The sequence below is a fragment of the Stenotrophomonas sp. YJH_SMC_4 genome, from assembly GCF_059371575.1.
The window spans coordinates 87,330-107,454 of record NZ_JCAFUR010000009.1; the positions used below are offsets into that span (position 1 = coordinate 87,330).

Annotated in this window: 21 protein-coding genes; 7 read left to right on the forward strand and 14 right to left on the reverse strand. The window is 67.4% G+C overall.

Annotated features, from left to right (window positions below):
* Window positions 1-5: 5 nt before the first annotated feature.
* Window positions 6-1,220, forward strand: a complete 1,215-nt coding sequence (locus tag AC5P9F_RS14295) for a sensor histidine kinase (protein WP_062605992.1) — start codon at window positions 6-8, stop codon at window positions 1,218-1,220.
* Window positions 1,217-1,819 (forward strand): response regulator transcription factor, encoded by a 603-nt coding sequence (locus AC5P9F_RS14300; protein ID WP_005407733.1) that lies wholly within the window; start codon window positions 1,217-1,219, stop codon window positions 1,817-1,819. The genes AC5P9F_RS14295 and AC5P9F_RS14300 overlap by 4 nt, the downstream gene beginning before the upstream one ends.
* 576 nt (window positions 1,820-2,395) lie before the next feature.
* Here the strand turns inward: AC5P9F_RS14300 and AC5P9F_RS14305 are convergent.
* The 10 genes from AC5P9F_RS14305 to AC5P9F_RS14350 form a co-directional block, all read right to left on the reverse strand.
* Window positions 2,396-2,932, reverse strand: a complete 537-nt coding sequence (locus AC5P9F_RS14305; RefSeq protein ID WP_111193400.1) for a cytochrome b — start codon at window positions 2,930-2,932, stop codon at window positions 2,396-2,398.
* Window positions 2,929-4,032 carry a catalase family peroxidase gene (locus AC5P9F_RS14310; protein WP_180882551.1) on the reverse strand — a complete coding sequence of 368 codons (1,104 nt, stop codon included), beginning with the start codon at window positions 4,030-4,032 and terminating at the stop codon, window positions 2,929-2,931. The genes AC5P9F_RS14305 and AC5P9F_RS14310 overlap by 4 nt, the downstream gene beginning before the upstream one ends.
* Before the next feature lie 136 nt (window positions 4,033-4,168).
* Window positions 4,169-5,536 (reverse strand): leucyl aminopeptidase family protein, encoded by a 1,368-nt coding sequence (locus AC5P9F_RS14315; protein ID WP_111193398.1) that lies wholly within the window; start codon window positions 5,534-5,536, stop codon window positions 4,169-4,171.
* A 3-nt stretch (window positions 5,537-5,539) separates the two neighbouring features.
* Window positions 5,540-6,259 carry an HAD family hydrolase gene (locus tag AC5P9F_RS14320; protein ID WP_049441851.1) on the reverse strand — a complete coding sequence of 240 codons (720 nt, stop codon included), beginning with the start codon at window positions 6,257-6,259 and terminating at the stop codon, window positions 5,540-5,542.
* A gap of 74 nt (window positions 6,260-6,333) precedes the next feature.
* Window positions 6,334-6,651, reverse strand: a complete 318-nt coding sequence (locus AC5P9F_RS14325; protein ID WP_223846454.1) for a hypothetical protein — start codon at window positions 6,649-6,651, stop codon at window positions 6,334-6,336.
* A 241-nt stretch (window positions 6,652-6,892) separates the two neighbouring features.
* Complete coding sequence (locus AC5P9F_RS14330; protein ID WP_180882552.1) at window positions 6,893-8,002, reverse strand: AI-2E family transporter; 1,110 nt, start codon at window positions 8,000-8,002, stop codon at window positions 6,893-6,895.
* A gap of 66 nt (window positions 8,003-8,068) precedes the next feature.
* Window positions 8,069-8,530 carry a protein sip-5 gene (locus AC5P9F_RS14335; RefSeq protein WP_114618810.1) on the reverse strand — a complete coding sequence of 154 codons (462 nt, stop codon included), beginning with the start codon at window positions 8,528-8,530 and terminating at the stop codon, window positions 8,069-8,071.
* Window positions 8,527-8,997, reverse strand: a complete 471-nt coding sequence (locus AC5P9F_RS14340; RefSeq protein ID WP_005407741.1) for a phage holin family protein — start codon at window positions 8,995-8,997, stop codon at window positions 8,527-8,529. The genes AC5P9F_RS14335 and AC5P9F_RS14340 overlap by 4 nt, the downstream gene beginning before the upstream one ends.
* Before the next feature lie 8 nt (window positions 8,998-9,005).
* The gene (locus tag AC5P9F_RS14345) at window positions 9,006-9,371 is read right to left on the reverse strand and encodes a hypothetical protein (protein WP_004153835.1); all 366 of its coding nucleotides are present in this window, start codon (window positions 9,369-9,371) and stop codon (window positions 9,006-9,008) included.
* 101 nt (window positions 9,372-9,472) lie between these two features.
* Entirely contained in the window at window positions 9,473-10,906 is a 1,434-nt protein-coding gene (locus tag AC5P9F_RS14350) for a Do family serine endopeptidase (protein WP_012478904.1), read from the reverse strand.
* A 490-nt stretch (window positions 10,907-11,396) separates the two neighbouring features.
* On the opposite strand from AC5P9F_RS14350, the gene AC5P9F_RS14355 reads away from it, so the two are divergent.
* Window positions 11,397-12,290, forward strand: a complete 894-nt coding sequence (locus AC5P9F_RS14355) for a hypothetical protein (protein ID WP_033833595.1) — start codon at window positions 11,397-11,399, stop codon at window positions 12,288-12,290.
* A 107-nt stretch (window positions 12,291-12,397) separates the two neighbouring features.
* Window positions 12,398-13,081, forward strand: a complete 684-nt coding sequence (locus tag AC5P9F_RS14360; protein ID WP_043035179.1) for a hypothetical protein — start codon at window positions 12,398-12,400, stop codon at window positions 13,079-13,081.
* Window positions 13,082-13,096: 15 nt separating this feature from the next.
* Here the strand turns inward: AC5P9F_RS14360 and AC5P9F_RS14365 are convergent, their stop codons facing one another.
* Window positions 13,097-13,456, reverse strand: a complete 360-nt coding sequence (locus tag AC5P9F_RS14365; protein ID WP_005407745.1) for a DUF1428 domain-containing protein — start codon at window positions 13,454-13,456, stop codon at window positions 13,097-13,099.
* 91 nt (window positions 13,457-13,547) lie between these two features.
* On the reverse strand, window positions 13,548-15,950 hold the full coding sequence (locus AC5P9F_RS14370) for a S9 family peptidase (RefSeq protein ID WP_180882553.1): 2,403 nt from the start codon (window positions 15,948-15,950) through the stop codon (window positions 13,548-13,550).
* A 210-nt stretch (window positions 15,951-16,160) separates the two neighbouring features.
* Here AC5P9F_RS14370 and AC5P9F_RS14375 point away from each other — a divergent pair, with 210 nt between their 5' ends.
* Window positions 16,161-16,733 carry an OmpO family porin gene (locus AC5P9F_RS14375; RefSeq protein ID WP_005407747.1) on the forward strand — a complete coding sequence of 191 codons (573 nt, stop codon included), beginning with the start codon at window positions 16,161-16,163 and terminating at the stop codon, window positions 16,731-16,733.
* 190 nt (window positions 16,734-16,923) lie between these two features.
* The gene (locus AC5P9F_RS14380) at window positions 16,924-17,595 is read left to right on the forward strand and encodes a response regulator transcription factor (RefSeq protein WP_024956372.1); all 672 of its coding nucleotides are present in this window, start codon (window positions 16,924-16,926) and stop codon (window positions 17,593-17,595) included.
* Window positions 17,596-17,602: 7 nt separating this feature from the next.
* Here AC5P9F_RS14380 and AC5P9F_RS14385 read toward each other — a convergent pair whose 3' ends face one another.
* The gene (locus tag AC5P9F_RS14385) at window positions 17,603-18,040 is read right to left on the reverse strand and encodes a DUF6165 family protein (RefSeq protein WP_043035177.1); all 438 of its coding nucleotides are present in this window, start codon (window positions 18,038-18,040) and stop codon (window positions 17,603-17,605) included.
* 129 nt (window positions 18,041-18,169) lie between these two features.
* On the opposite strand from AC5P9F_RS14385, the gene AC5P9F_RS14390 reads away from it, so the two are divergent.
* Window positions 18,170-18,868, forward strand: coding sequence for a TorF family putative porin (locus AC5P9F_RS14390; RefSeq protein WP_032967099.1), 699 nt, complete (start codon window positions 18,170-18,172; stop codon window positions 18,866-18,868).
* Here the strand turns inward: AC5P9F_RS14390 and AC5P9F_RS14395 are convergent.
* Complete coding sequence (locus AC5P9F_RS14395; RefSeq protein ID WP_219625406.1) at window positions 18,865-20,013, reverse strand: MFS transporter; 1,149 nt, start codon at window positions 20,011-20,013, stop codon at window positions 18,865-18,867. The two genes, AC5P9F_RS14390 and AC5P9F_RS14395, sit on opposite strands and share 4 nt — an antisense overlap.
* Between the last annotated feature and the right edge of the window lie 112 nt (window positions 20,014-20,125).

A 20,125-nucleotide genomic window follows, 5' to 3' on the forward strand; every position in this document is an offset into this window, starting at 1 on the left:
CTGGCATGATCGGCAGCGATCATTCCCGCCTGGATTCTTCCGTGTCGTCGAGCTGGCTTGCGTCCCTGCTGCGCCCCGCACCGGATTCGGCGGTGGCCGATCTGCTGAGGCGTGGCAAGTCGCCCTGGAGTGGTGCGATCCACCTGCTGTGGTCGGTCTGGATCTTCCTCACCCCGGTGCTTGGCAATGGCTTCACGGTGCGCTGGCTGCTGCTGACCGTGGCCAGCTATCCGCTGTTCCTGCTGCTCTATGCGAAGGTGATGCTGGCGCCACGGCACCACGCATGGCGCTATGCGCTGGGCATGATCCTGATGGCCCTGGTGCTGCTGCCGTGGTATCCGTCGGGACTGAGCTACTTCGTGTTCGGTTGCGTGATGATCCGCATGAGCAGCCGTGGCGGCTGGTGGGTGTACCTGTTGCAGCTCACCGGCCTGAACCTGTTGTTCTGCGGCGCTGCGCTCTACGTCGGTTATCCGTGGCAAGCCATGGTGTGGATGCCGGCCGTGTCGTTCATCGTCGGCCTGGTGGTGAACGTGGAGGCCTTGAGCCATCAACGGGACGTTGCCCTGCAGCTGTCCCAGGACGAGGTGCGGCGGCTGGCCACTACCGCCGAGCGCGAGCGCATCGGCCGCGATCTGCATGACCTGCTGGGCCACACGCTGTCGCTGATCACGCTGAAGCTGGAGCTGGCGCGCAAGCTGTACGACCGTGATGGCGCGCGCGCGCGGCAGGAGATCGGCGAAGCCGAAGCGATCGCCCGCGAGGCGCTGGCCCAGGTGCGCAGTGCGGTGACCGGCATCCGCGCCAGCGACCTGGCCGGCGAGCTGGCCTCGGCGCGGCTGCTGCTGGAATGCCAGCAGGTACACCTGCAGTACACACCGCCGCCGCCGATGCCGGTCGACGTGGAACGTGGGCTGGCGCTGGTGCTGCGCGAGGCTGCGACCAACATCGTGCGCCACGCACAGGCGACCCGGGTGCAGGTGGATTTCATGCTTGAGGAACGACAGTTGGTGATGCAGATACGCGATGACGGCCGCGGTGGCGTACAGGCCGAGGGCAACGGATTGTGTGGCATGCGCGAACGGGCGATGGCGCTGGGCGGCCAGTTGTCACTGCAGTCGTCGCGCGGAGAAGGCACGGTAGTGACCGTGCGCGTGCCACTGGTGGCCGCGACCACGCCGCTGTCGCCAGCGTCATTGGCACGGGATGGTGCCGCATGATCCGCATCCTGCTGGCCGAAGACCAGGCGATGGTGCGCGGTGCATTGTCGGCGCTGCTGGGCCTGGAGCCGGACATCGAGGTGCTGGGCAGCGCTGCCGACGGCGAGGCGGCGTGGCGCATGCTGCAGCAGCTGCAGCCGGACATTCTGGTCACTGACATCGAAATGCCTGGCCTGTCCGGGCTGGAACTGGCCCAGCGCATCGCCCGCCACGAGTTGCCGATCAAGGTCGTGATCGTGACCACCTTCGCCCGTGCCGGCTTCCTGCGCCGCGCGCTGGAAGCGGGCGTGCTGGGCTACCTGCTGAAGGACGCACCGGCCGAGAACCTGGCCGATGCCCTGCGCAAGGTGAAACAGGGCATCCGCGCGATCGACCCACAGCTGGCACTGGATGCCTGGTCGCAGGCCGACCCGCTGACCGACCGCGAACGCCGCGTGCTGCGGCTGGCGGGCGAGGGCCGTACCGCCAGCGAGATTGCCGAGCAGCTGGGGTTGTCGCATGGCACGGTGCGCAATTACCTGTCCGAGTGCATCGGCAAGCTGGGCGTGGCCAACCGGATCGAGGCGTACCGGCTGGCGCGGCAGAAGGGATGGTTGTAGGGGCGTGCGCCGACGCACTGGTAGCGCCGGGCGCTGCCCGGCGGATTGTTACCGCGCCTGCGGAGAGGTGTCACTTTCTTTGCTCGTGCAAAGAAAGTAACCAAAGAAACACGCCGCCAGAGCGCGAGCCGTCGCTACGCGACGGTTCCCTGCGCTTCTCGGGGAATCAGGGGACGGCGCCGAACTCGCTTCGCTCAAACACCGGCGCCTCTACGCCCCTGATTCCCCTGCGATGCTCGGCTCGCTAGAAGGCGGACCCAACGTCAAAAGCCACAGCTGCACCCAGTAGATCCACGCCATGCGTGGATGCTGTTGCTCTTGATCTTGACCTTCCAGTCCGCCTTCAAGCGAGCCGAGCACCGGAGGTCCGGCGAGGGCGAAGAGGTGCGGGTGTCTGAGCGCAGCGAGTTCCCGCGCCGTCCCTCGACGGACCGAGGAGCGCAGGGCACCGGCGTGCGAAGCACGCCGGCTCGCGGCCGGCGGAGCGTTTCTTTGGTTACTTTCTTTGCGCGCAAAGAAAGTGACACCCCTCCGCAGTCGCGGAAACAATCCGCCGGGAACACCCGGCGAACCCGATCAATCCTTCCCGCGCGCCATCGCCTGGAACACGCCATCCCGCCGCACCCACAAATGGAACAGCGCCGCCCCCACATGCATCAGCACCGTGGCGAACAACACATACGCCAACAAGCTGTGCGCATTACGCAGCGCGGCATACAACGCCGGGGTGTGCGGCACGATCGGCGGCAGGTGCAGGCCGCCCCACAGCACGATCGGGTAACCGCCGGCCGACAGCATCGCCCAGCCGATCAACGGCATCGCCAGCATCAGCGCATACAGCATCCAGTGCGAGGCCTTGGCCGCCATCACCTGCCATACCGGAAGATCCGCCGGCAGCGGCGGCGGGCGGTGGCGCAGGCGGTTGTACAGGCGCAGCAGCACCAGCAGCAGGATCGCGATGCCCAGTGGTCGGTGCAGGTCGATCAGCAGTGGCCGCATGTGCAGCGAGGCGACCATGGTCACGCCGATGAACAGCATGGCGATGATCATCAGCGCCATGGTCCAGTGCAGCACCCGCGCCAGCAGGTTGAAGTGGCCGTTATGGGTGTTCATCGCGCGGCCTCCTTCGGTTGCTCGACGTTGCCGCTGGCGCGCTCGCGCTCGCGGCGGTTGAAGGATTGCGAGTACACCGCAGAGCGTGCGGCCAGGATCGGATCGTCACTGCCGCGCACGCCGCTGGGCAGGATCAGCGGATCGAAGTTGATCTGGCCGCACGCGCCTTTTTCCTGCGACTGCATGCGGTCCAGGCTGAGTACGCCGGCCACCACCTGATCACGCGACTCGGGCCACGGCACCGACGGATCATCAATGGCATCGCGAGGCTCGGCGGTAGTGACGACCAGGTTCCAGCGCACCGGGCCGCTGGCCATGCGCTGCTGCAGTTCCTGGCTGAGGAAATCGACGCTGGCCTGCTTGCGCGTTTCCGCATCCATCTCCACCACCGGCGCCTGCGGCTGCCAGCGCCAGCGCACCGCGCGCTTCTGGCCCTGCGCGTTGGTGAACCAGAAGCTGTTGACGCTGTTGAAGGTGGTGTCAGCCCAGCTGCTGGTCCAAGGTGCCGTCCTGGCCCACTGCTGGAACGCCTGTGCACTGGGGTATTTCGCCAGCACCGCGGCCATCTTCTGCGGGTCGGGCTTGCCGGTGGTCGGGTCGGGAATGGAGGCGCGCGTCTGCTCGTAGAACGCCTCGGCATCGGGCACGGCGAAGAACGGGAAGCTGTTCATCGCCATGCGCCATTCCTGGCCATCATCGCTGACCATCTGCACCGCCAGGCTGCGTACGCGCGCGGTGTTGTCGGCACCGTAGGGATCACCACCGCCGATCGACAGGCGGCCCATCACCGGCACGCGGCGCTGCGAGAACACCCGTGCACTGGACAGGGTAGGGGCCTGTGCACTGGGTTCGAACCAGCCGCTCACGCAGATGCCCTTGCTGTGCGCCCGGCGGAACCCGGGATGTGCCGGGCCGGTGGCTTCGATGGTGTCGGTAAAGCGCTGCGCGGTCAGGCGGCCGCCAATCCAGCCGGCCAGCCAGGCGAAGGCCAGCGCGACCGCACCCAGAATGAGTGCGATCAGTGCGATCCAGAGCAGGGGTGAATGCTTGCGTGGCGCGCCCGGCGTCTGGCCAGCGCGGGTGTAGCGGAAGAGCGACATGGCCGGAGTCCTGCCTTCACGGAGCGTGTGGGTGGTCGACCCACACATCCTCGCAGAACCCGGCCGGGGCCGAAATTCAATTTTTCGTCAGATTTTCCGGGGACGGCGTGCCGACCAACGGTCGGCACCCACCCGATCAGCTGTAGCGCTGCTTCAGCATCGCCCACGCCGAGCGCAGCGCCAGCGCTTCGCCACCGGCCGGACGGCCCGGGCGCTCGCCGTCGTTCCAGGCATACACGTCCAGATGCGCCCAGCGCTGGCCGTCTTCCAGGAAGCGTTCCAGGTACAGCGCTGCGGTAACCGAGCCGGCCATGCGCGAACCGGCGTTGGCCAGGTCGGCGATGCCGCTGCTCAGGTAGCGCAGGTAGGGGCGCCACAGCGGCATGCGCCAGACCGGGTCGCGGGTCGCGTCACCGGCCTGCAGCCACTGCTGGGCCACCGTGTCGTCGTTGCTGAACAGCGCCGGCAGGTCCGGGCCCAGGGCGATGCGCGCGGCACCGGTGAGGGTGGCGAAGTCCAGCACCAGGTCCGGTTTCTGCTCACCGGCGAAGGTCAATGCGTCGCACAGGATCACGCGGCCCTCGGCGTCGGTGTTGTCGATCTCCACGCTCAGGCCCTTGCGGGTGGCGATGACCTCGCCCGGACGGAACGCATCGGGGCCGATCGCGTTTTCCACTGCCGGCACCAGCAGGGTCAGGCGCACCGGCAGCCCGCGCGCCATCACCAGGCCGGCCAGGGCCAGTGCGTGCGCGGCGCCGCCCATGTCCTTCTTCATGTTGCGCATGCCGTCGGCCGGCTTGATGTCCAGCCCGCCGGTATCGAAGCACACGCCCTTGCCCACCAGCACCAGCGCCGGGTCGGTTTCCCTGCCCCAGCGCAGCACGACCAGGCGCGGCGCACGGTGCGAAGCGCGGCCCACGGCGTGGATGGCCGGGAAATTCTGCTTCAGCAGTTCGTCGCCGGTAATCGCCTCGACCTGCGCACCATGTGCATCGGCCAGCGCGCGCGCGGCGTCTTCCAGCTGCTGCGGGCCCATGTCTTCGGTCGGGGTGTTGACCCAGTCGCGCACGCGCAGGCTGGCGGCGATCAGGTCGGCCACTTCGCCGGTCGGCGAGGCCACCAGCTGCGCCGGTGCGCGGTTGCGCTTGCGATAGCGGTCAAAGCGGTAGCTGCCCAGGCCCCAGCCCAGCTGCAGCAGCGCCAGTTCGGCGGCCGGCAGTTCATTGGCCAGCTGCCAGACGCTGCCTTCCGGCAGCGCGTGCGGCGCATGCGCATAGCTGTAGGCATCGGCACGATCACCCACGCCCATCAAGGCACCGGCCAGGCCATCGGCGCCCGGTAGCAGTGCCACGCTGTGGGCGCCGGCGTTGAAGCCCTGCGATGCCAACCACGCCTGGGTGGCAGCCGGCTGGCTGTCCTTCCAGGCGGCGAACTGCTCGCGGTCCAGCACGTACAACGGCAGCGCCGCAGCGGTGTCGGCGGTGAAACCAGTGATCTCGCTCATGCGTCAGGTACTCCGGGGTGCGGCGGCGTCGAGGTTGGCATCCAACCAGTCGGCCAGGCCGGTAAGGGTGTCGAACTGCAGGTCCGGCTGCAGCTGCGGATGGGTCCAGGTGGCTGCGTCGCGGTTGATCCAGCAGCCGCGCAGGCCGGCGGCAATCGCCCCGGCCACGTCCATGTCGGCATGATCGCCGACGTGCAGCACCTGTGCCGGTGCCACACCCAGGCGGGTGCACGCGGCATGGAAGATGCTGGCTTCGGGCTTGGCCGCGCCGTGTTCGCGCGAACCCAGCTGGAAGGCGAAATGATGGGCCAGTCCGATCCGCTCCAGGTCGGCGTTGCCGTTGCTCAGCGCCGCCACCGGTACCCGTGCGGCAATGCGCGCCAGCGCGTCGATCGCATCGGGATAGCACTCCACCTGGTTGCGCGCGGCGTAGAACACTTCATACGCAGGCTCCAGCAGATCGAGGCTGGCACCGCTGGTGTGCAGTGCTTCGTGCAGGGTCAGCCGGCGCAGCGCACTCAGGTCGTGGTGGAGGTGCGGATGGGCGTGGTACAGCCGCTCGCGCAGTTCGCGCATCGCCTCCACCGGATACATCGCGGCGGTAGCGGGGCTGTGTTCGCACATCCAGGCGTGCAGGACCTGTTCGATGCGGGCGCCGATCGGAGCGAACGGCCAGAGCGTGTCGTCAAGGTCGAGGGTGATGGCTTGGACGGGGAAATTCACCCCGCCATTCTACCCCTGCCCGCGCGGGCTTTCATGCGACGCGGCGGGCGGGTGGGCACTGTGGCTGGGCCGGGTCAGCGCAGGTTGTACGAGCAGGCGATGGTGGTCTGGCCGTCGAACTGCTGCACGTCCAGGTTGTGCCGGCCAACTTCCTTCGTGTAGGTGCCTGCTACCGGGTCGGACATCTTCGCCAGTGCCGCGACCTGTTCCACACTGGCCGAGCTGAAGTACGCGGTGAAACTGTCGATGCCATCCTCGCCGCTGTCGCCGTCATAGGACTGCAGCCGGTTCACGGGCTGGCCCAGCACCATCAAGGGCGTGGTCAGCCGGAACTCGCCGCTGGATTCGCCGTCCTGCACCCTTGCCGGGGCCGGTGTCAGCATCCGGGCCATGGCGTCGAACTGTATGGGCGTGAGGTGCCGCTTGCAGGTAACCGCCTCAGCAAGCTGGGTGCGCGCCTGATCGGCAGTCGGCGGTGTCGCGGCGAACGCGGGAGCGGCAATGCAGGCCAAGGCAAGGCAACGCGTGGCGAGAGAGTTCATCCGAGCGGATCCATCCGGGTAGGGCGCCATAGTCTGCCACTTCGTCCCTGTTTCTGGTTCCGCCACCTGCGTCCATCCGTTGTTGATGCCGTCACTCCAGCAGGCGTGCCCAGCCCTGCATGCCGTCCAGGCGTGCCAGCACCAGCTTGATGCACACCAGCAGCGGCACCGCCAGCAGCAGCCCGATCATGCCCCAGGCCCAGCCGAACACCATCAGCGCCAGGATCAGCACCAGCGGCGACAGCTTCATCCGACGGCCCAGCACGATCGGGGTCACCATCTGCCCTTCCAGCGTGTGCAGGCCCAGGTAGGCGGCCGCTGGCAGCAGGGCCTGCAGCGGGTCGCGGAACTCGACGAAGCCCATCAACAGCATCAGCGCCACGCCGATCAACGGACCCACATACGGCGCAAAATTCAGCAGCGCGGCCACCGTGCCCCACAGCAGCGCTTCCTGCAGGCCGATACCGAGCAGCATCAGCACGCCGGCGAACACCAGCCCGACCAGAGTGTTGATGACGCTGATGGTCAGCACGTAACGCGAGACCTCGCGTTCGATCGAACGCAGGATGTCCGTGGTGAAGCGCTGCTGCTGGCGGTTGGGGAACAGGGCGATCGCCGCGCGCTGCAGGCTCTGCCCGTAGATCATGAAGAACAGCGTCAGCAGCACCACGGCCAACACCGAGGCAGCCAGCCGCGGTGCACGGGTCAGCATGCGGTACGGGTCGTCCAGCTGGGTACGGATCACCTGCACCTTGTGGTTGCTGTCACCACCGGCCACACGGGCGAAGTTTTCCGCCGCCTGGTTGGCCTGCTGCACCGGCTTGGTCAGGTTCTGCACCTGGCGGGCGACCTTGCGCAGCTGCTGTGGGGCTTCCTGCGCCCATTCCATCGCCGGGCCGATCAGCTGCACGGCGAGCGAACCGGTCACGCCCAGGCCGGCGCCGAGGATCAACAGTGCGCCCAGCGCGCGCGGAATCCACAGCTTCTGCAGCAGGCGCAGGATCGGGTTGCCGACCAGGGCGAAGAACATCGCCAGCAGCACCGGCAGGATGATGTCCTGCGCGGCCCACAGCGTGTAGCCCACCGCCAGGGTCGCCAGCACCACCAGCGACATCGGCCCGCGCGGGCGCGACGGTGGTGGCAGCGCGGCCTCTGGCTCGTCGGGGCCGGCCGGTGGCGGGGACAGGAGGGACTCGCTCATCGACGCATCAACCGGAAGGGGAGCGCATTATCCGCCGGCCGCGATCGGCGCGGCGGATTCCATGGATCAACGTTCGGACAGCTCGGTGGCCGCTTCGGCCGGACGCGGTCCGCGCAGGTCCGGTTCTGGCTCCGGTACGGAGCGTGGTGCCGGTGGCGGCCGTGCTCCGGCAGCGGAGGCCGCTGCCTGTGCCTGCTCGCTGGCATCGTCGGCTTCTTCGGCCGCATCGTCGGCGGTGGCCGCAGCCTGCGCCGCCATCGCCGTGGCGAACGCCGCCTGCGCACTGGCGAACAGGTTCGAGACCGAACCGACCATCTGCAGCCAGCGGGCACCGTTGACCTTGCCCGGCACCTCCAGCTTGCCGGCGATGAAGCCACCGGCCAGGCCGACCACCACGATGCGCAACGGCGACCAGCCCTGTCGCCATACCTGGCCGAGGGTGGACCAGTGGTCCTGTGTCTCGCCCAGGCGCACGGTCACCACCTGTTCGCAGCGTTTTACCCGCCGCTGCAGCGCGCCGAACTTCATGGCTTGCCCTCGGGCAGCTGCACGCCGGCATCAGGGTCGTCTTCGCTGGGTTCGTCAAACAGGCCCAGGCGTGACAGCTGACGCCGGGTGGCGTGCATGCCGGTGTGGTGGAAGAAGTAGGACACCCGCCAGATCGCATAGCCGGTGACGGCCAGGCTCAGCAGCGAGGTGATCAGCAGGGCCTGCAGCCAACTCAGGCCCCAGCTCTGCAGCAGCGCGATGAGGGTGGCGGCCATCAGCAGCCACGCCGATGCACCAAACACGATCGCCACGCCGGCCCAGGCCAGCGCGCGACCGAATGCGCTGCGCGCCAGCGCGAAGTCGGCCGAGGCCAGCCGGCGCAGTGAACGCAGCGTGTGCTTGGCCGAATCGGCAGCGGCACGACCGGCCGCGCCGACCTGGCGGATGCTCTCATCCAGCGGCGGGGTGGCCGCCGGGTCAGGCGCTTGCGTGTTGTCTTCGCTCACGCTGCGGCTTACTTGTCGCTGCTGCCGCGGGCCAGCTTGGCGATGATCCAGCCGGCTGCGAAGGCGACGCCGAACGAGGCCAGCGGACGTTCGCGGATCAGTTCGGCGGCGCTGTCGATCAGGTCCTTGCCCTTGTCCATCAGCGCATCGACCTGTTCCTTGGCGGCGGCACCGCCGAACTCGGCGGCGGCCAGGCCGGACAGTGCACTGTCGGACAATTCAGCCTTGACGTTGGCCTTGCCGATGCGAAGCTCGTCGGTCGCTGCACCGGTTGCACCCTTGATCGCACCGCCGGCGGCCGTAGCGGCCTGCTTCAGGTGGGAACCGGCTTCACCCAGGTGTTCCTTCAGGTTCTCGGTATTGGTGGGGCTCATCGAATCACTCCTGTTGCGATGGGGGAACGGGAGTCGGCGGTGCCGACCTGGACTGACAGCAATAACATTGCCGGGGTATAGGGGGTGTTACGGCAGGGCGATCAGCGCATCACGAGCTGGCCCTGCTGCTGGCCATTGTTGCGCAGCACGCGCAGCACCAGCGTCGGCGGGCGCTGCTGGAAGTTGGCGCGCCAGCTGGCCAGGTCGGCGAATTCACCGACGGTGGCATCGGTGATGATGTCGCCCTGCTGCAGGCCGTTGCTGGCGGCGCGGCTGCCGCGCTTGACCTCGCTGACCAGCACGCCGCTGGCGCCTGACTGGCGCAGCGACTCGGGCAGGTCGACGAAGGTGGCCCCGCCCAGGCGCGGGTCCAGGCTGTCGCCGGTGACCGCGCGTGCTTGTTCCTTCAACGTCGCCTTGATCTGCAGCGGCTTGCCTTCGCGGCGTACGTCCAGCGTCATCGGGCTGCCGACCGCCGCCAGGCCTTCCACGTTGTGCAGGGCTTCGGCGCTGTCCACGCGCTGGCCATTGGCCGACACCACCACGTCGCCCGGCTTCAGGCCGGCGGCGGCGGCGGCCGAACCGGCCAGCACGCGGGTGATCAGCGCACCGCGGGTTTCGCCCAGGCCCAGGCCCTGCGCGATCTGCGCGGTCAGGTTCTGGCTTTCCACGCCCAGCGTGCCGCGCACCACCACGCCGTGCTTGACCAGCTGGTCGACCACGCTGCGCGCCAGGTTCGAGGGAATCGCCAGGCCCAGGCCGATGTTGCCGGCCATGCTGCCCTGCGGGTTGAAGCTGGCAGTGTTGATGCCGACCAGTTGGCCCTGCAGGTCGACCAGCGCGCCACCCGAGTTGCCCGGGTTGATCGACGCGTCGGTCTGGATGAAGTTCTGGTAGCCCAGCCCGCGGATGCCGCTGCGGCCCACCGCCGAGACGATGCCCGAAGTGACCGTCTGGCTGAAGCCGAACGGATTGCCGATGGCCACCACGAAGTCGCCCACCCGCAGCTGGTCGCTGTTGCCGAGCTTGATGTCGGTCAGGTTCTGCGCCGGAATGCGGATCAGCGCGATGTCGGTATCGCGGTCCGAGCCGAGGAATTCGGCCTTGACCGTGCGCCCGTCGGCCAGTGTCACCTGTACGTCATCGGCGTTGTCGATGACATGGTGGTTGGTCAGCACCAGGCCCTCCCTGGCGTCGATGATCACGCCCGAGCCCAGCGATTCGTTGATGCGTTCCTGCGGGATGTCCGGGAACAGGCGGCGGAAGAACGGGTCGTTGAAGAAGGGATTGCGTACGCGCACCACCTGCTTGGTGTTGACGCTGACCACGGCCGGCATCGCCTTCTCCAGCATCGGTGCCAGTGACGGAACCTGCTGCCCGGCCACTGCGGCTGGCAGTGCCGCCATGGTCGGCACCACCGCTGGAAGCGGTGCGGCATCGGCACGGTTGTCCAGGTGGGCGTTGATGCCGGTGGCAACGAAGCCACCGAAGGCGGCGGCGATTGCGAGCGTGAGCAGGGTAGGTAGCGGTCGCATGGGAGTCGGTTCGCTGGCGGGAATGGGGGCGGTTCGGCTCTACGGTAAAACAAGCTGAATGAGTGTGTCGCGATCTGGATAAATGCGCCATGAAAACCGCGCGTCGGGAGCGCGGATCGCGCGACCAGCGCTGGGCCGGTGACGACAGCGGCGGCGGCGCCCGGCAGTGTGCGGACGTCAGCCGCAGGTCGCGCGGATACAGGACGATACTTGCGCAGTTCTGCGCATCCCGGTGCCGCGACGCGCCATATTGCATGCCTTCCGCGGCATCCGGGCGGGTGCACACAACCAATGCCTGTCACGACGCGGATCATGCGGCGCAGCACTGAAAAAAAGGGGTTTCCTGTAAACACGGTGTGCCTGCAGGGATGGTCGACTACACCATCGCCGTCGCAGCAGATGCGATTGGTGGCGCATGCCCCGTTCCACGATCGTCAATGTCGGTATAGCATCGCCCCGTTTTGATACTTAAGGCCCCCAGGAGGGCAACATGAGCAACGGTAATGGTGTGTCGGTCGTGACCGACGCTGTCGAGAACGTCAAAGAAACCGCCACCAACGTTGGCGAGACCATCGCCCACGCTGCCGAAGACGCAGTGAAGTCGGTCAAGAAGACCGTCAAGCGCGCCACCAAGGCTGCCGGTACCCGCGTTGCCAAGGCCAAGAAGGCCGTGGCCAAGGTCGAGAAGACCGTTGCCAAGAAGGCCGAAAAGGCTGCCAAGTCGGTCGGCAAGACTGTTGCCAACGCCAAGAAGAAGCTGGAAGCGGCCAAGAAGAACGCCAAGGCCGAAGCCGCTGCCCTGAAGAAGGAAGTGGCCAAGAAGAAGGCCGCTGCAGGCAAGGCTGTGACCAAGAAGGCCGCCGCTGCCAAGAAGACCACCAAGGCCGCCACCAAGGCTGCCGGCAAGAAGGTCGCCACCGTGAAGAAGGCTGCCACCAAGAAGGCCGCCGTCGCCAAGAAGACCGTTGCCAAGAAGACCGCGGCCGCCAAGAAGGTGGTCGGCAAGAAGGTCGCCACCGCCAAGAAGGCTGTGGCCAAGAAGACCGTCGCCGCCAAGAAGGTCGCTGGCAAGAAGGCCGTGGCTGCGAAGAAGGTTGTCGGCAAGAAGGTTGCCGCCACCAGCAAGGTCGCCACCAAGAAGACCGCCGCCGCCAAGAAGGTTGTCGGCAAGAAGGCTGCCGTCGCCAAGAAGGCCGTCGGCAAGAAGACCGCTGCTGCCAGGAAGGTTGTCGGCAAGAAGACCGCCGTTGCCAAGAAGGCAGTTGGCAAGAAGGTTGCCGCCACCCGCAAGACGGTTGCCAAGAAGGCTGCCCCGCTGAAGAAGGTCGCCGCCAAGAAGGCTCCGGCCAAGAAGGCCGTGCGCAAGGCCGCCAAGCGCAAGTAATCGCGCCGTGACCGAAGGCCCTGCCACCCACCGGGTGGTGGGGCCTTTCGCGTTTCCGGGACATTGTCCGGGGCAAGATGCAGGTTCTTCCCGCCGGAGCCCCGGGCATGCGCGGTATCGACTTCAGTTCCTGGCAGGGCGTGCTGTCCACCTTGGCCGGCCTGGTCCTGATCACCCTGCTGGGCGTGGGCATCCGCCTGCTGGTGATGCAGACCCTGCAACAGCGCCGCGAGCGCGAGAACCGGCAGATCAACGAACGGCTGCGCACGCTGATGGCGGCCTACAAGACCCTGGGCGGTTCGTTCACCGGCGAACTGGGCGTGGATCCCAGCCATCGCCGCGACCTGCGCCAGCGCGAAGATGCCGAAGGCATCGCCGAACCCCGCTCGGATCGCGCGCGCCGCATCCGCGATGCCGTTGAAGCGGCGCTGTCGGACATCCTGCTGCTGGGCACCGACGAACAGGTGCGGTTGGCTGCGCGCGCTGCCAACGATCTTGCACAGGGGCGACCGGTGCATACCCACGAACTGGTGGTCTCGCTGCGCGACTTCGTGCGCGAAGCGCTGGACCTGGCGCCGATTCCGGCCGACCTGCAGATACCGCCGCAGGGGCCGACCCGGCCGGGCAGTGCCAGTGGCAAGGGCCGCAACGACGGCGATGCCAAGGGCGGTCGTGCGGGCGGAGGCGGCGGTGGCGGAATGGGGGCCGGCATGGGCGGTGTGGGCCTCGGCGCCGGCGCCGCACTGGGCGCCGGCCATGCCTCCGCCAGCGATGAAACGGACGCGCGCTGAGCACGTCCGCCCGGTTCAGCGGGTCAGTTCGTAGATCGGCACGAAGCCACCGTAGATCATCCGCGCGCCGTCGAACGGCATCGGATTCGTCGCCGGATCAAACCTTGGGTCTTCCATCATCTTCTTCATGCCGGCGTCGCGGGTCGGCTTGTCCGGCCATTCGATCCAGGAAAACACCACCGTCTCGTCCGGCGTGGCTTTCACCGCGCCGAAAAAGTCGGTGGTCTTGCCGTGCGGTACGTCGTCACCCCAGCACTCGACCACGCGCAGCGCGCCGTACTCGATGAAAACGGGATCCCCTGTGCGTGCATGGGCGAGGAACTTCTCTTTGTTGGCGGTGGGCACCGCCAGGACGAAACCATCGATGTAGCTCATTGCCTGCCTCCGGATGGACCGTGCCGCATGCACGGCCTTCAAGTACACGACGAACCAGGGCGTCGGGGATCGACATCCTCTGCGCGCCCGTTCAGCCCGGGCCACCGGGCAGTGGTGCCAGCACCGTATCCGGTGGCTGCTGGCCGGCCAGGTGGCGCACGAAGTAGTCCCACATGCGGTGCGTGTAGGTGGCGTCGTTGCGGAACAGCTCGTGGTCCTGCCGGGCCAGGTACAGCAGGTCGTAGCTGCGCTGGGCCTTGTTCAGGGCGGCGGCGAGCTGCAGGGTCAGCGCCGGCGGTGCGTTTTCGTCCAGCTCGCCATAGACCAGCATCAGATGCCCGCGCAGGTTGCCGGCCAGCGCTGCGTTGTCGAGCCCGGCAAAGGGCGCCGGCACGCCATCGGTCATGGCCGTGGCTGGCAGCACGCCACCGAACAGCCGGTCCATGCCGTGCAGGGCGCCGCCGTACATGCCCTGGAAATTGTGGCTGCCGGCCGAGGCCACGCCCACCTTGTAGAACGCCGGGTAGCGCAGCAATGCCCGCGCCGCGCTGTAACCGCCGAACGAATGCCCGTAGATGCCGACCCGCTGCAGGTCGATGCCCGGGTAGCGTTCGCCCAGCTGGCGCAGCGCGGCCACATGGTCATCCAGCTGCACATCGGCGCCGTGCAGGAAGCTGCTGTCGTGGAAGGCCTTGTCGCGGCCGCCGGTGCCGCGCGCATCGATGCTGACCACCACGAAGCCAAGCTCGGCCAGGCTGGCGCGTGACACCGGATTCAGCGCGGACACCGCTTCGGCGTAGGTCACCGGGGCATTGCTGATGAAGGCGCCGCCGTACATCGCATCGATCACCGGGAAGCTGCCGTCATCGCGATAGTCGCGGGGCAGGTAGACGGTGGCGAAGATCGGCGTGCGCCCGTCGGCGGCCAGCAGACGTTCGCGCTGCGGTGGGCGCCACCCCGCAGCAAGCACTGCCCGGTTGTCCGCCGCTTCCAGCAACAGCAGCTCGCGACCGTCATCGCTGGCCCGCAGCACGGTGCGTGGTGGCTGGTCGAGACGGGAAACGGTATCCACCAGATAGCCACCACTGGGCGACAGCGCCTGGGGTGCGCGCCCGCCGAACAGCGCGCCGGTACCGGCATCGGCCATGTGGTCGTAGCCATCGGCGGCCAGGCGCTGGACCGGCCCTCCCTGCAGCGATACCCGGTACAGGCCGCGCACGTAAGGATCGCCCGCGTCGACGCCACCGGCGCTGAAGTACGCCCAGCCACCGGCAGCGTCCACACCCAGCAGGTCGCGCACCGCCCAGTGGCCGCGGGTGAGCTGGCGCAGCACTTTGCCATCGGACAGGCGCACCCGGTACAGGTGACCCCAGCCATCGCGCTGCGAGAACCACACGGCGGTGTCCTGCCCGGGCAGGATGGCCACCGCTGGCCGGTTGTAGGAATACACGTTGAGCTGCAGGCGAGTGTCGCTGGCTTCTTCCAGAACCGTGCGCAGTGCACCGCTGTTGGCATCGATCTCCACCAGGCGCAGCCTGCGCGGTGTGCCGAAGTGCGCGATCACGGCATACAACCGATCGCCGTCCCAACCCAGGATGCCGGCCTCACTGAGCGTGTTCCAGCCCTCGGGCAGCGCGATGTCATGCTGCCTGCCGCTGCGGGTATCCACCACAAACAGGGTGTCGCGCACCTGCTGTGCATCGCCCAGCACCCCCAGCTTCACGGTATGCACGCGCGGCCGCGCGCTGTGGGTCGGGCTGCTTTCCAGATAGGGGTAGTCCTGCAGCGCGCGTTCGTCGTAGCGGATGCCGGCCACGTAGCGCCCGTCCGCAGACCAGCCAACCGCGAACGGCCGCACCGCCATCCGGCCCTGACGGCGTGGAATACCGCGCAGGGCGAAGTCCGGCAGCACGCCATAGCCATTACCGGCTTCTCCGCCGTGGGTCAGTGCCCGTGGCGCCGTGCCAGGCGACTGCAGCCACAGGTTGTTGTCGCGCACCTGCAGCCACGCATCGCCTACGGGCGAAGGCAGTGCATCGGCCGGCGGCCGCGCATCCGGCGAACGTGCGCATTGCCAGCGCGGCCATTGGCAATCGACGGGCACTTCTCCGCTGAACCGCAGGCGCAGGCCATCGTCCGCCTGCTGCACGCTGGCCAGGCGCAGGCGTGGCCCGCTGGCACCGAGCGGCGCAACCGCAGCGTCCAGCGCAGTGGGTTCGAACAGGGTCTGGCGTGTCGCCTGGACCGGATCGACCAGTACCGCCTGGCGCCGGCCCTGAGTGTCTTCGCGCTCATACCAGAATCGTCCATCGGCCAGCCAGTGGGGCAGGACCGAAGCATTGCGCAGCGCACCGCGCAGATGACTGTCATGCACGCGTTCGGCGCGCTGGTAGTCGGTCGCCTGCAGCGCACGTGCAGTGTGTGGCGACAAGAGGGCAATGCAAGCAAAGACAGCGGCGCGGACACACGTCCGCAGCGGATCGGAAACGAGCAAGGCAACCTCCTGTTGCAATCGTCGAAGGATTACAGATGCACGCGCGACGCGCGCGTATGCCAGACGGAGCCTGAATCAAGCCCAAAAATTCAGCAATGCGAAGACCACTGTTTTCAGGGAGCGTTGTGGCGAATAACGGAGAATTTACATTCCCGATGCGATGGCGCCCTGGCGCTGCTGCACACCATAAGAAAGTAAAGGTGTACCCCCATGAAGAATTCGCTGATTGCTCTGGCCCTGGCCGCTGCCCTGCCGTTCACCGCTTCGGCTGCTGAGAACCTGTCGTACAACTACGCTGAAGCCGACTACGCCAAGACCGACGTCGATGGCATCAAGGCTGACGGCTGGGGCGTCAAGGGTTCCTACGGCTTCCTGCCGAACTTCCACGCGTTCGGTGAATACAGCCGTCAGGAAGTCGACCACACCAACATCAAGGTTGACCAGTGGAAGGTCGGTGCCGGCTACAACGTCGAAATCGCTCCGTCGACCGACTTCGTTGCCCGCGTTGCCTACCAGAAGTTCGATCGCAAGCACGGCCTGGACTTCAACGGCTACAGCGCTGAAGCCGGTATCCGCACCGCCTTCGGTGCCCACGCCGAGGTCTACGGCATGGTCGGCTACGAAGACTACGCCAAGAAGCACGGCGTCGATATCGACGGCCAGTGGTACGGTCGCCTGGGTGGTCAGGTCAAGCTGAACCAGAACTGGGGCCTGAACGGCGAGCTGAAGATGAACCGCCACGGCGACAAGGAATACACCGTCGGCCCGCGCTTCAGCTGGTAATTGCTTCCTCGGCGCGCCTGCGCGCTGAAGATGCCTCGACAGGCCCGGCCCATGCCGGGCCTGTTGCGTTTCCGGCTGGGCAAACGCTACCTGACCGTGTTGAGGTGGACGGGCGGCATTGCAACGAATTGGATTCCGCAGGCGTCGGCTGCGCCCTAGGGTGAGTGGCCTGTCCTGCAGGAATGCAACGATGCCCCCGTTTCCCTCGCCCCGCGATTCTCCCTGCCGCTTGTTGCTGCTGGATCCGCATCCACTGTTGCGGCATGGCGTGCAGGAACTGCTGGCCCGGCAGGCGGGCCTGCAGGTCGATGGAAGCTATGGCCGCAGCGGTGATCTGCTGCAGCGCCTGCAGCAGCAGGCAGCTGCGATCGATCTGCTGCTGGTTGACGCCTTGCCGATCGGTGACAGCGGGGAAGGCCTGGAACTGCTGCGGCACGTATCACGACATTGGCCGGCAGTGCCGATCCTGGTGCTGTCCGCACACTGCAACGCGGGTGTCGTGTCCTTGGCCCTGCAGGCCGGTGCGCGCGGATTCCTGTCCAAGGCCTGCGCGCCGCAGATGCTGCTGCGCGCAGTGAGCGTGGTCGCCCGCGGCGGGCGCTTCGTGCCGCCGGAGCTGCGTGCACAGTTGAACCAGTCCCGCCGGCAGCGCCAGCAGTCCATGCGTTCACCACGGTTGAGTACGCGCGAGCGCGCTGTCCTGCAGTGGGTGCTGCGTGGCTGCAGCACCGGCGAGATGGCACGCCGCAGTGGGCGTGCGGCCAGCACCATCAGCACGCAGAAGCGAGCGGCCTACCGCAAGCTGGGCATCCGCAACGATGGCGAGCTGTTCCGCTTCCGCCATCTGATCGACGCTGATTGAGGCGGGGTTACTCGCCCTGGTACTGCTTTTCTTCGACCAGGGCCGAACCGGCCACGCGGTTGATCTCGTTCTTCACCTGCACGCGCTCGCCATTGGTGCCATAGACACCGCGTGCCAGCTGGATGAAGGCATCGTCGAACACCTGGGCCGCTTCCTTGTCGCGCAGCTGGTCCTGGATGTCCCACATGCGCTCGTTGATCACCTTCAGCTGCTGCTTCAGCGCGGCCAGTGCCGGTTGTGCGTGCAGCAGCTGCTGCAGCAACGGCAGCAGGCCGTCCAGCTCGGTGCGGACGTTGGCCAGCTTGGCGGCATCGTCGATGCGCTCGGCCTTGATCTCGAGAATGGTGATCTTGTCGATCAGCTCGCCGATCGATACCGGAGTCAGGATGGCGTCCACGCGGTTGGTTCCTGGAAACAGGGCGCCATGATACCGCGCTGCTGGCATTGGCCGCAGTCCACGGGATTTACGCCGAATTTGCGCCACGGGCCCGGCAGCACCCTCGATCCGTTACGGCCCTCGCCTCGACACTGCGTTCCCGGCGGCGTGACCGCCTTCGACGAGGAACACAGTGCAGTGAACAGCAAGGGGATGATGGCGGCGCTGGTGGCCGCCCTGGCAGGGCTGCTCGGGATCGGCAGCGCGCAGGCACAGGTGCAGGTCAGTGGCAGTGCGGCGTTGACCAGTGACTACGTATGGCGCGGCAGCTCGCAGAGCGACGGCGACCCGGCGGTGCAGGCCGGCGCGAAGGTCTCGATCCCAGCGGGCTGGTACGCCAGCGTGTGGGGGTCCAACGTTTCGTTCAAGCCGGACAATGGCGCGCGCAGCGAGTTCGACCTGGTGGCGGGCTGGTCCGGCGCACTGGCACCGGACTGGAGCCTGGATGCCAACCTGACCCGTTACGTGTACCCGGGCACCGGCCGCGCGCTGGACTGGACCGAGCTCAACACCACGGTGACCTGGAAGCAGCGCGCCTGGCTGCAGGTCGCCCATTCCAACGATGCGTTGGCCGGCGGCCATCGCGGTACCTATGCCCAGCTGGGTGTGCGTGTGCCGTTGCACGAACGCCTCCGCCTGGAAGCAGCGGTGGGCCAGTACTGGCTGGCCACCGCGCAGGGCCCGGACTACCTGCATGGGCAGCTCAGTGCCATCGCCTCGCTGACCCCGGCATGGGAACTGCGCGCCACCGTGCATGACACGGACAACGCAGCCAAGCGCCTGTTCCCCGGCAACGCCGGTGGGCGATGGGAGCTGGCGCTGCAGGGCAGCTTCTAGTCGGCCAGCGACGCCTGGCGCGCGCGCAGCGCGCCGGGCAGCCACAGCAGCAGGGCCAGCGCAGCCACGGCAGCGCCGGCCACGCATACGCCGGTCCAGCCGAAGCGCTGGTAGACCTGCGCAGACAGCAGCGAACCCAGCGAACCACCGATGAAATAGCCGGTCATGTAGCCGGCATTGAGGCGGTTGCGTGCCGCCGGTTGCAGTGCGTAGATCAGGTTCTGGTTGCTGACGTGCAACAGCTGTGCGGCCAGGTCCAGTACCACCACGCCCACCAGCAATGCCAGCAGCGAGTGTGCGGACAGCCCCAGCGGCAGCCACGACAGCAGCAAAAGCAGCAGTGCGATGGCGGTGGCACGCCCGGTCTGGCCACGGTCGGACATGCGGCCAGCCAGGCCGGCCGCCAGCGTACCGGCCGCACCGACCAGCCCGAACAGGCCGATGGTGGCGTCGCTGTAGGCATACGGCGGCTGTGCCAGCAGGAACGCGAGCGGGGTCCAGAAGATCGCGAACATGGCGAAGCTGCAGGCGCCCAGCAGCGTGCGCTGGCGCAGCACCGGTTCCTGCACGAACAGCACGCCGATCGAGCGCAGCAATGCGAAATAGCCCAAGCCGGCGCTGTGGTGGAATCGCGGCAGACCGCGCTGCAATGCCAGTGCGGTCAGCACCAGGGTGGCAGCGGCGATCGCATACACCAGGCGCCAGTCGCCCAGGCTGGAAAGCAGGCCGGCCACGGTGCGCGCCAGCAGGATGCCCAGCAGCAGGCCACTCATCAGCGTGCCGACCACGCGACCGCGATGTTCCGGCGCGGCCAGCGTGGCCGCGAACGGCACCAGCACCTGGGCGACCACGGAGAACAGGCCGGTGATGGCGGTGCCCACCAGCAGCCAGGTCAGTGACGGTGCGCAGGCACTGATCACCAGTCCGCCGGCCGACAGCAGGCTCATCACCACGATCAGGCGGCGGCGTTCGAACAGGTCTCCCAGCGGCACCAGCAGGATCAGTCCGGCGGCATAGCTCAGCTGTGCCGCAGTGACCACCATGCCGACCTGGCCGAACGGCACACCGAAGGCATCGGCAATGGTGTGCAGCAGTGGCTGCGCATAGTAGTTGCTGGCCACGGCCACGCCGGTAGCCACGGACATCAGCAGCACCTGCCAGCGGTGCAGAGGGGGGAGGGACGGGCTCACGCGGTGATCCAGGAAGCGGGGGGCACAGTGTCCACCTGCTGCGGCCATGATGGAAATGAATCATCAT

What these genes read in the sequence shown, in the direction of transcription:
- AC5P9F_RS14315 (WP_111193398.1), bottom strand. Translation starts at nt 5,536, where the DNA reads ATGAGCGAGATCACTGGTTTCACCGCCGACACCGCTGCGGCGCTGCCG.
- AC5P9F_RS14355 (WP_033833595.1), top strand. Translation starts at nt 11,397, where the DNA reads ATGAGCAACGGTAATGGTGTGTCGGTCGTGACCGACGCTGTCGAGAAC.
- AC5P9F_RS14330 (WP_180882552.1), bottom strand. Translation starts at nt 8,002, where the DNA reads ATGAGCGAGTCCCTCCTGTCCCCGCCACCGGCCGGCCCCGACGAGCCA.
- AC5P9F_RS14350 (WP_012478904.1), bottom strand. Translation starts at nt 10,906, where the DNA reads ATGCGACCGCTACCTACCCTGCTCACGCTCGCAATCGCCGCCGCCTTC.
- AC5P9F_RS14365 (WP_005407745.1), bottom strand. Translation starts at nt 13,456, where the DNA reads ATGAGCTACATCGATGGTTTCGTCCTGGCGGTGCCCACCGCCAACAAA.
- AC5P9F_RS14380 (WP_024956372.1), top strand. Translation starts at nt 16,924, where the DNA reads ATGCCCCCGTTTCCCTCGCCCCGCGATTCTCCCTGCCGCTTGTTGCTG.
- AC5P9F_RS14385 (WP_043035177.1), bottom strand. Translation starts at nt 18,040, where the DNA reads ATGCCAGCAGCGCGGTATCATGGCGCCCTGTTTCCAGGAACCAACCGC.
- AC5P9F_RS14335 (WP_114618810.1), bottom strand. Translation starts at nt 8,530, where the DNA reads ATGAAGTTCGGCGCGCTGCAGCGGCGGGTAAAACGCTGCGAACAGGTG.
- AC5P9F_RS14345 (WP_004153835.1), bottom strand. Translation starts at nt 9,371, where the DNA reads ATGAGCCCCACCAATACCGAGAACCTGAAGGAACACCTGGGTGAAGCC.
- AC5P9F_RS14325 (WP_223846454.1), bottom strand. Translation starts at nt 6,651, where the DNA reads ATGGCCCGGATGCTGACACCGGCCCCGGCAAGGGTGCAGGACGGCGAA.
- AC5P9F_RS14310 (WP_180882551.1), bottom strand. Translation starts at nt 4,032, where the DNA reads ATGTCGCTCTTCCGCTACACCCGCGCTGGCCAGACGCCGGGCGCGCCA.
- AC5P9F_RS14375 (WP_005407747.1), top strand. Translation starts at nt 16,161, where the DNA reads ATGAAGAATTCGCTGATTGCTCTGGCCCTGGCCGCTGCCCTGCCGTTC.
- AC5P9F_RS14395 (WP_219625406.1), bottom strand. Translation starts at nt 20,013, where the DNA reads ATGTCCGTGGCTACCGGCGTGGCCGTGGCCAGCAACTACTATGCGCAG.
- AC5P9F_RS14305 (WP_111193400.1), bottom strand. Translation starts at nt 2,932, where the DNA reads ATGAACACCCATAACGGCCACTTCAACCTGCTGGCGCGGGTGCTGCAC.
- AC5P9F_RS14295 (WP_062605992.1), top strand. Translation starts at nt 6, where the DNA reads ATGATCGGCAGCGATCATTCCCGCCTGGATTCTTCCGTGTCGTCGAGC.
- AC5P9F_RS14300 (WP_005407733.1), top strand. Translation starts at nt 1,217, where the DNA reads ATGATCCGCATCCTGCTGGCCGAAGACCAGGCGATGGTGCGCGGTGCA.
- AC5P9F_RS14360 (WP_043035179.1), top strand. Translation starts at nt 12,398, where the DNA reads ATGCGCGGTATCGACTTCAGTTCCTGGCAGGGCGTGCTGTCCACCTTG.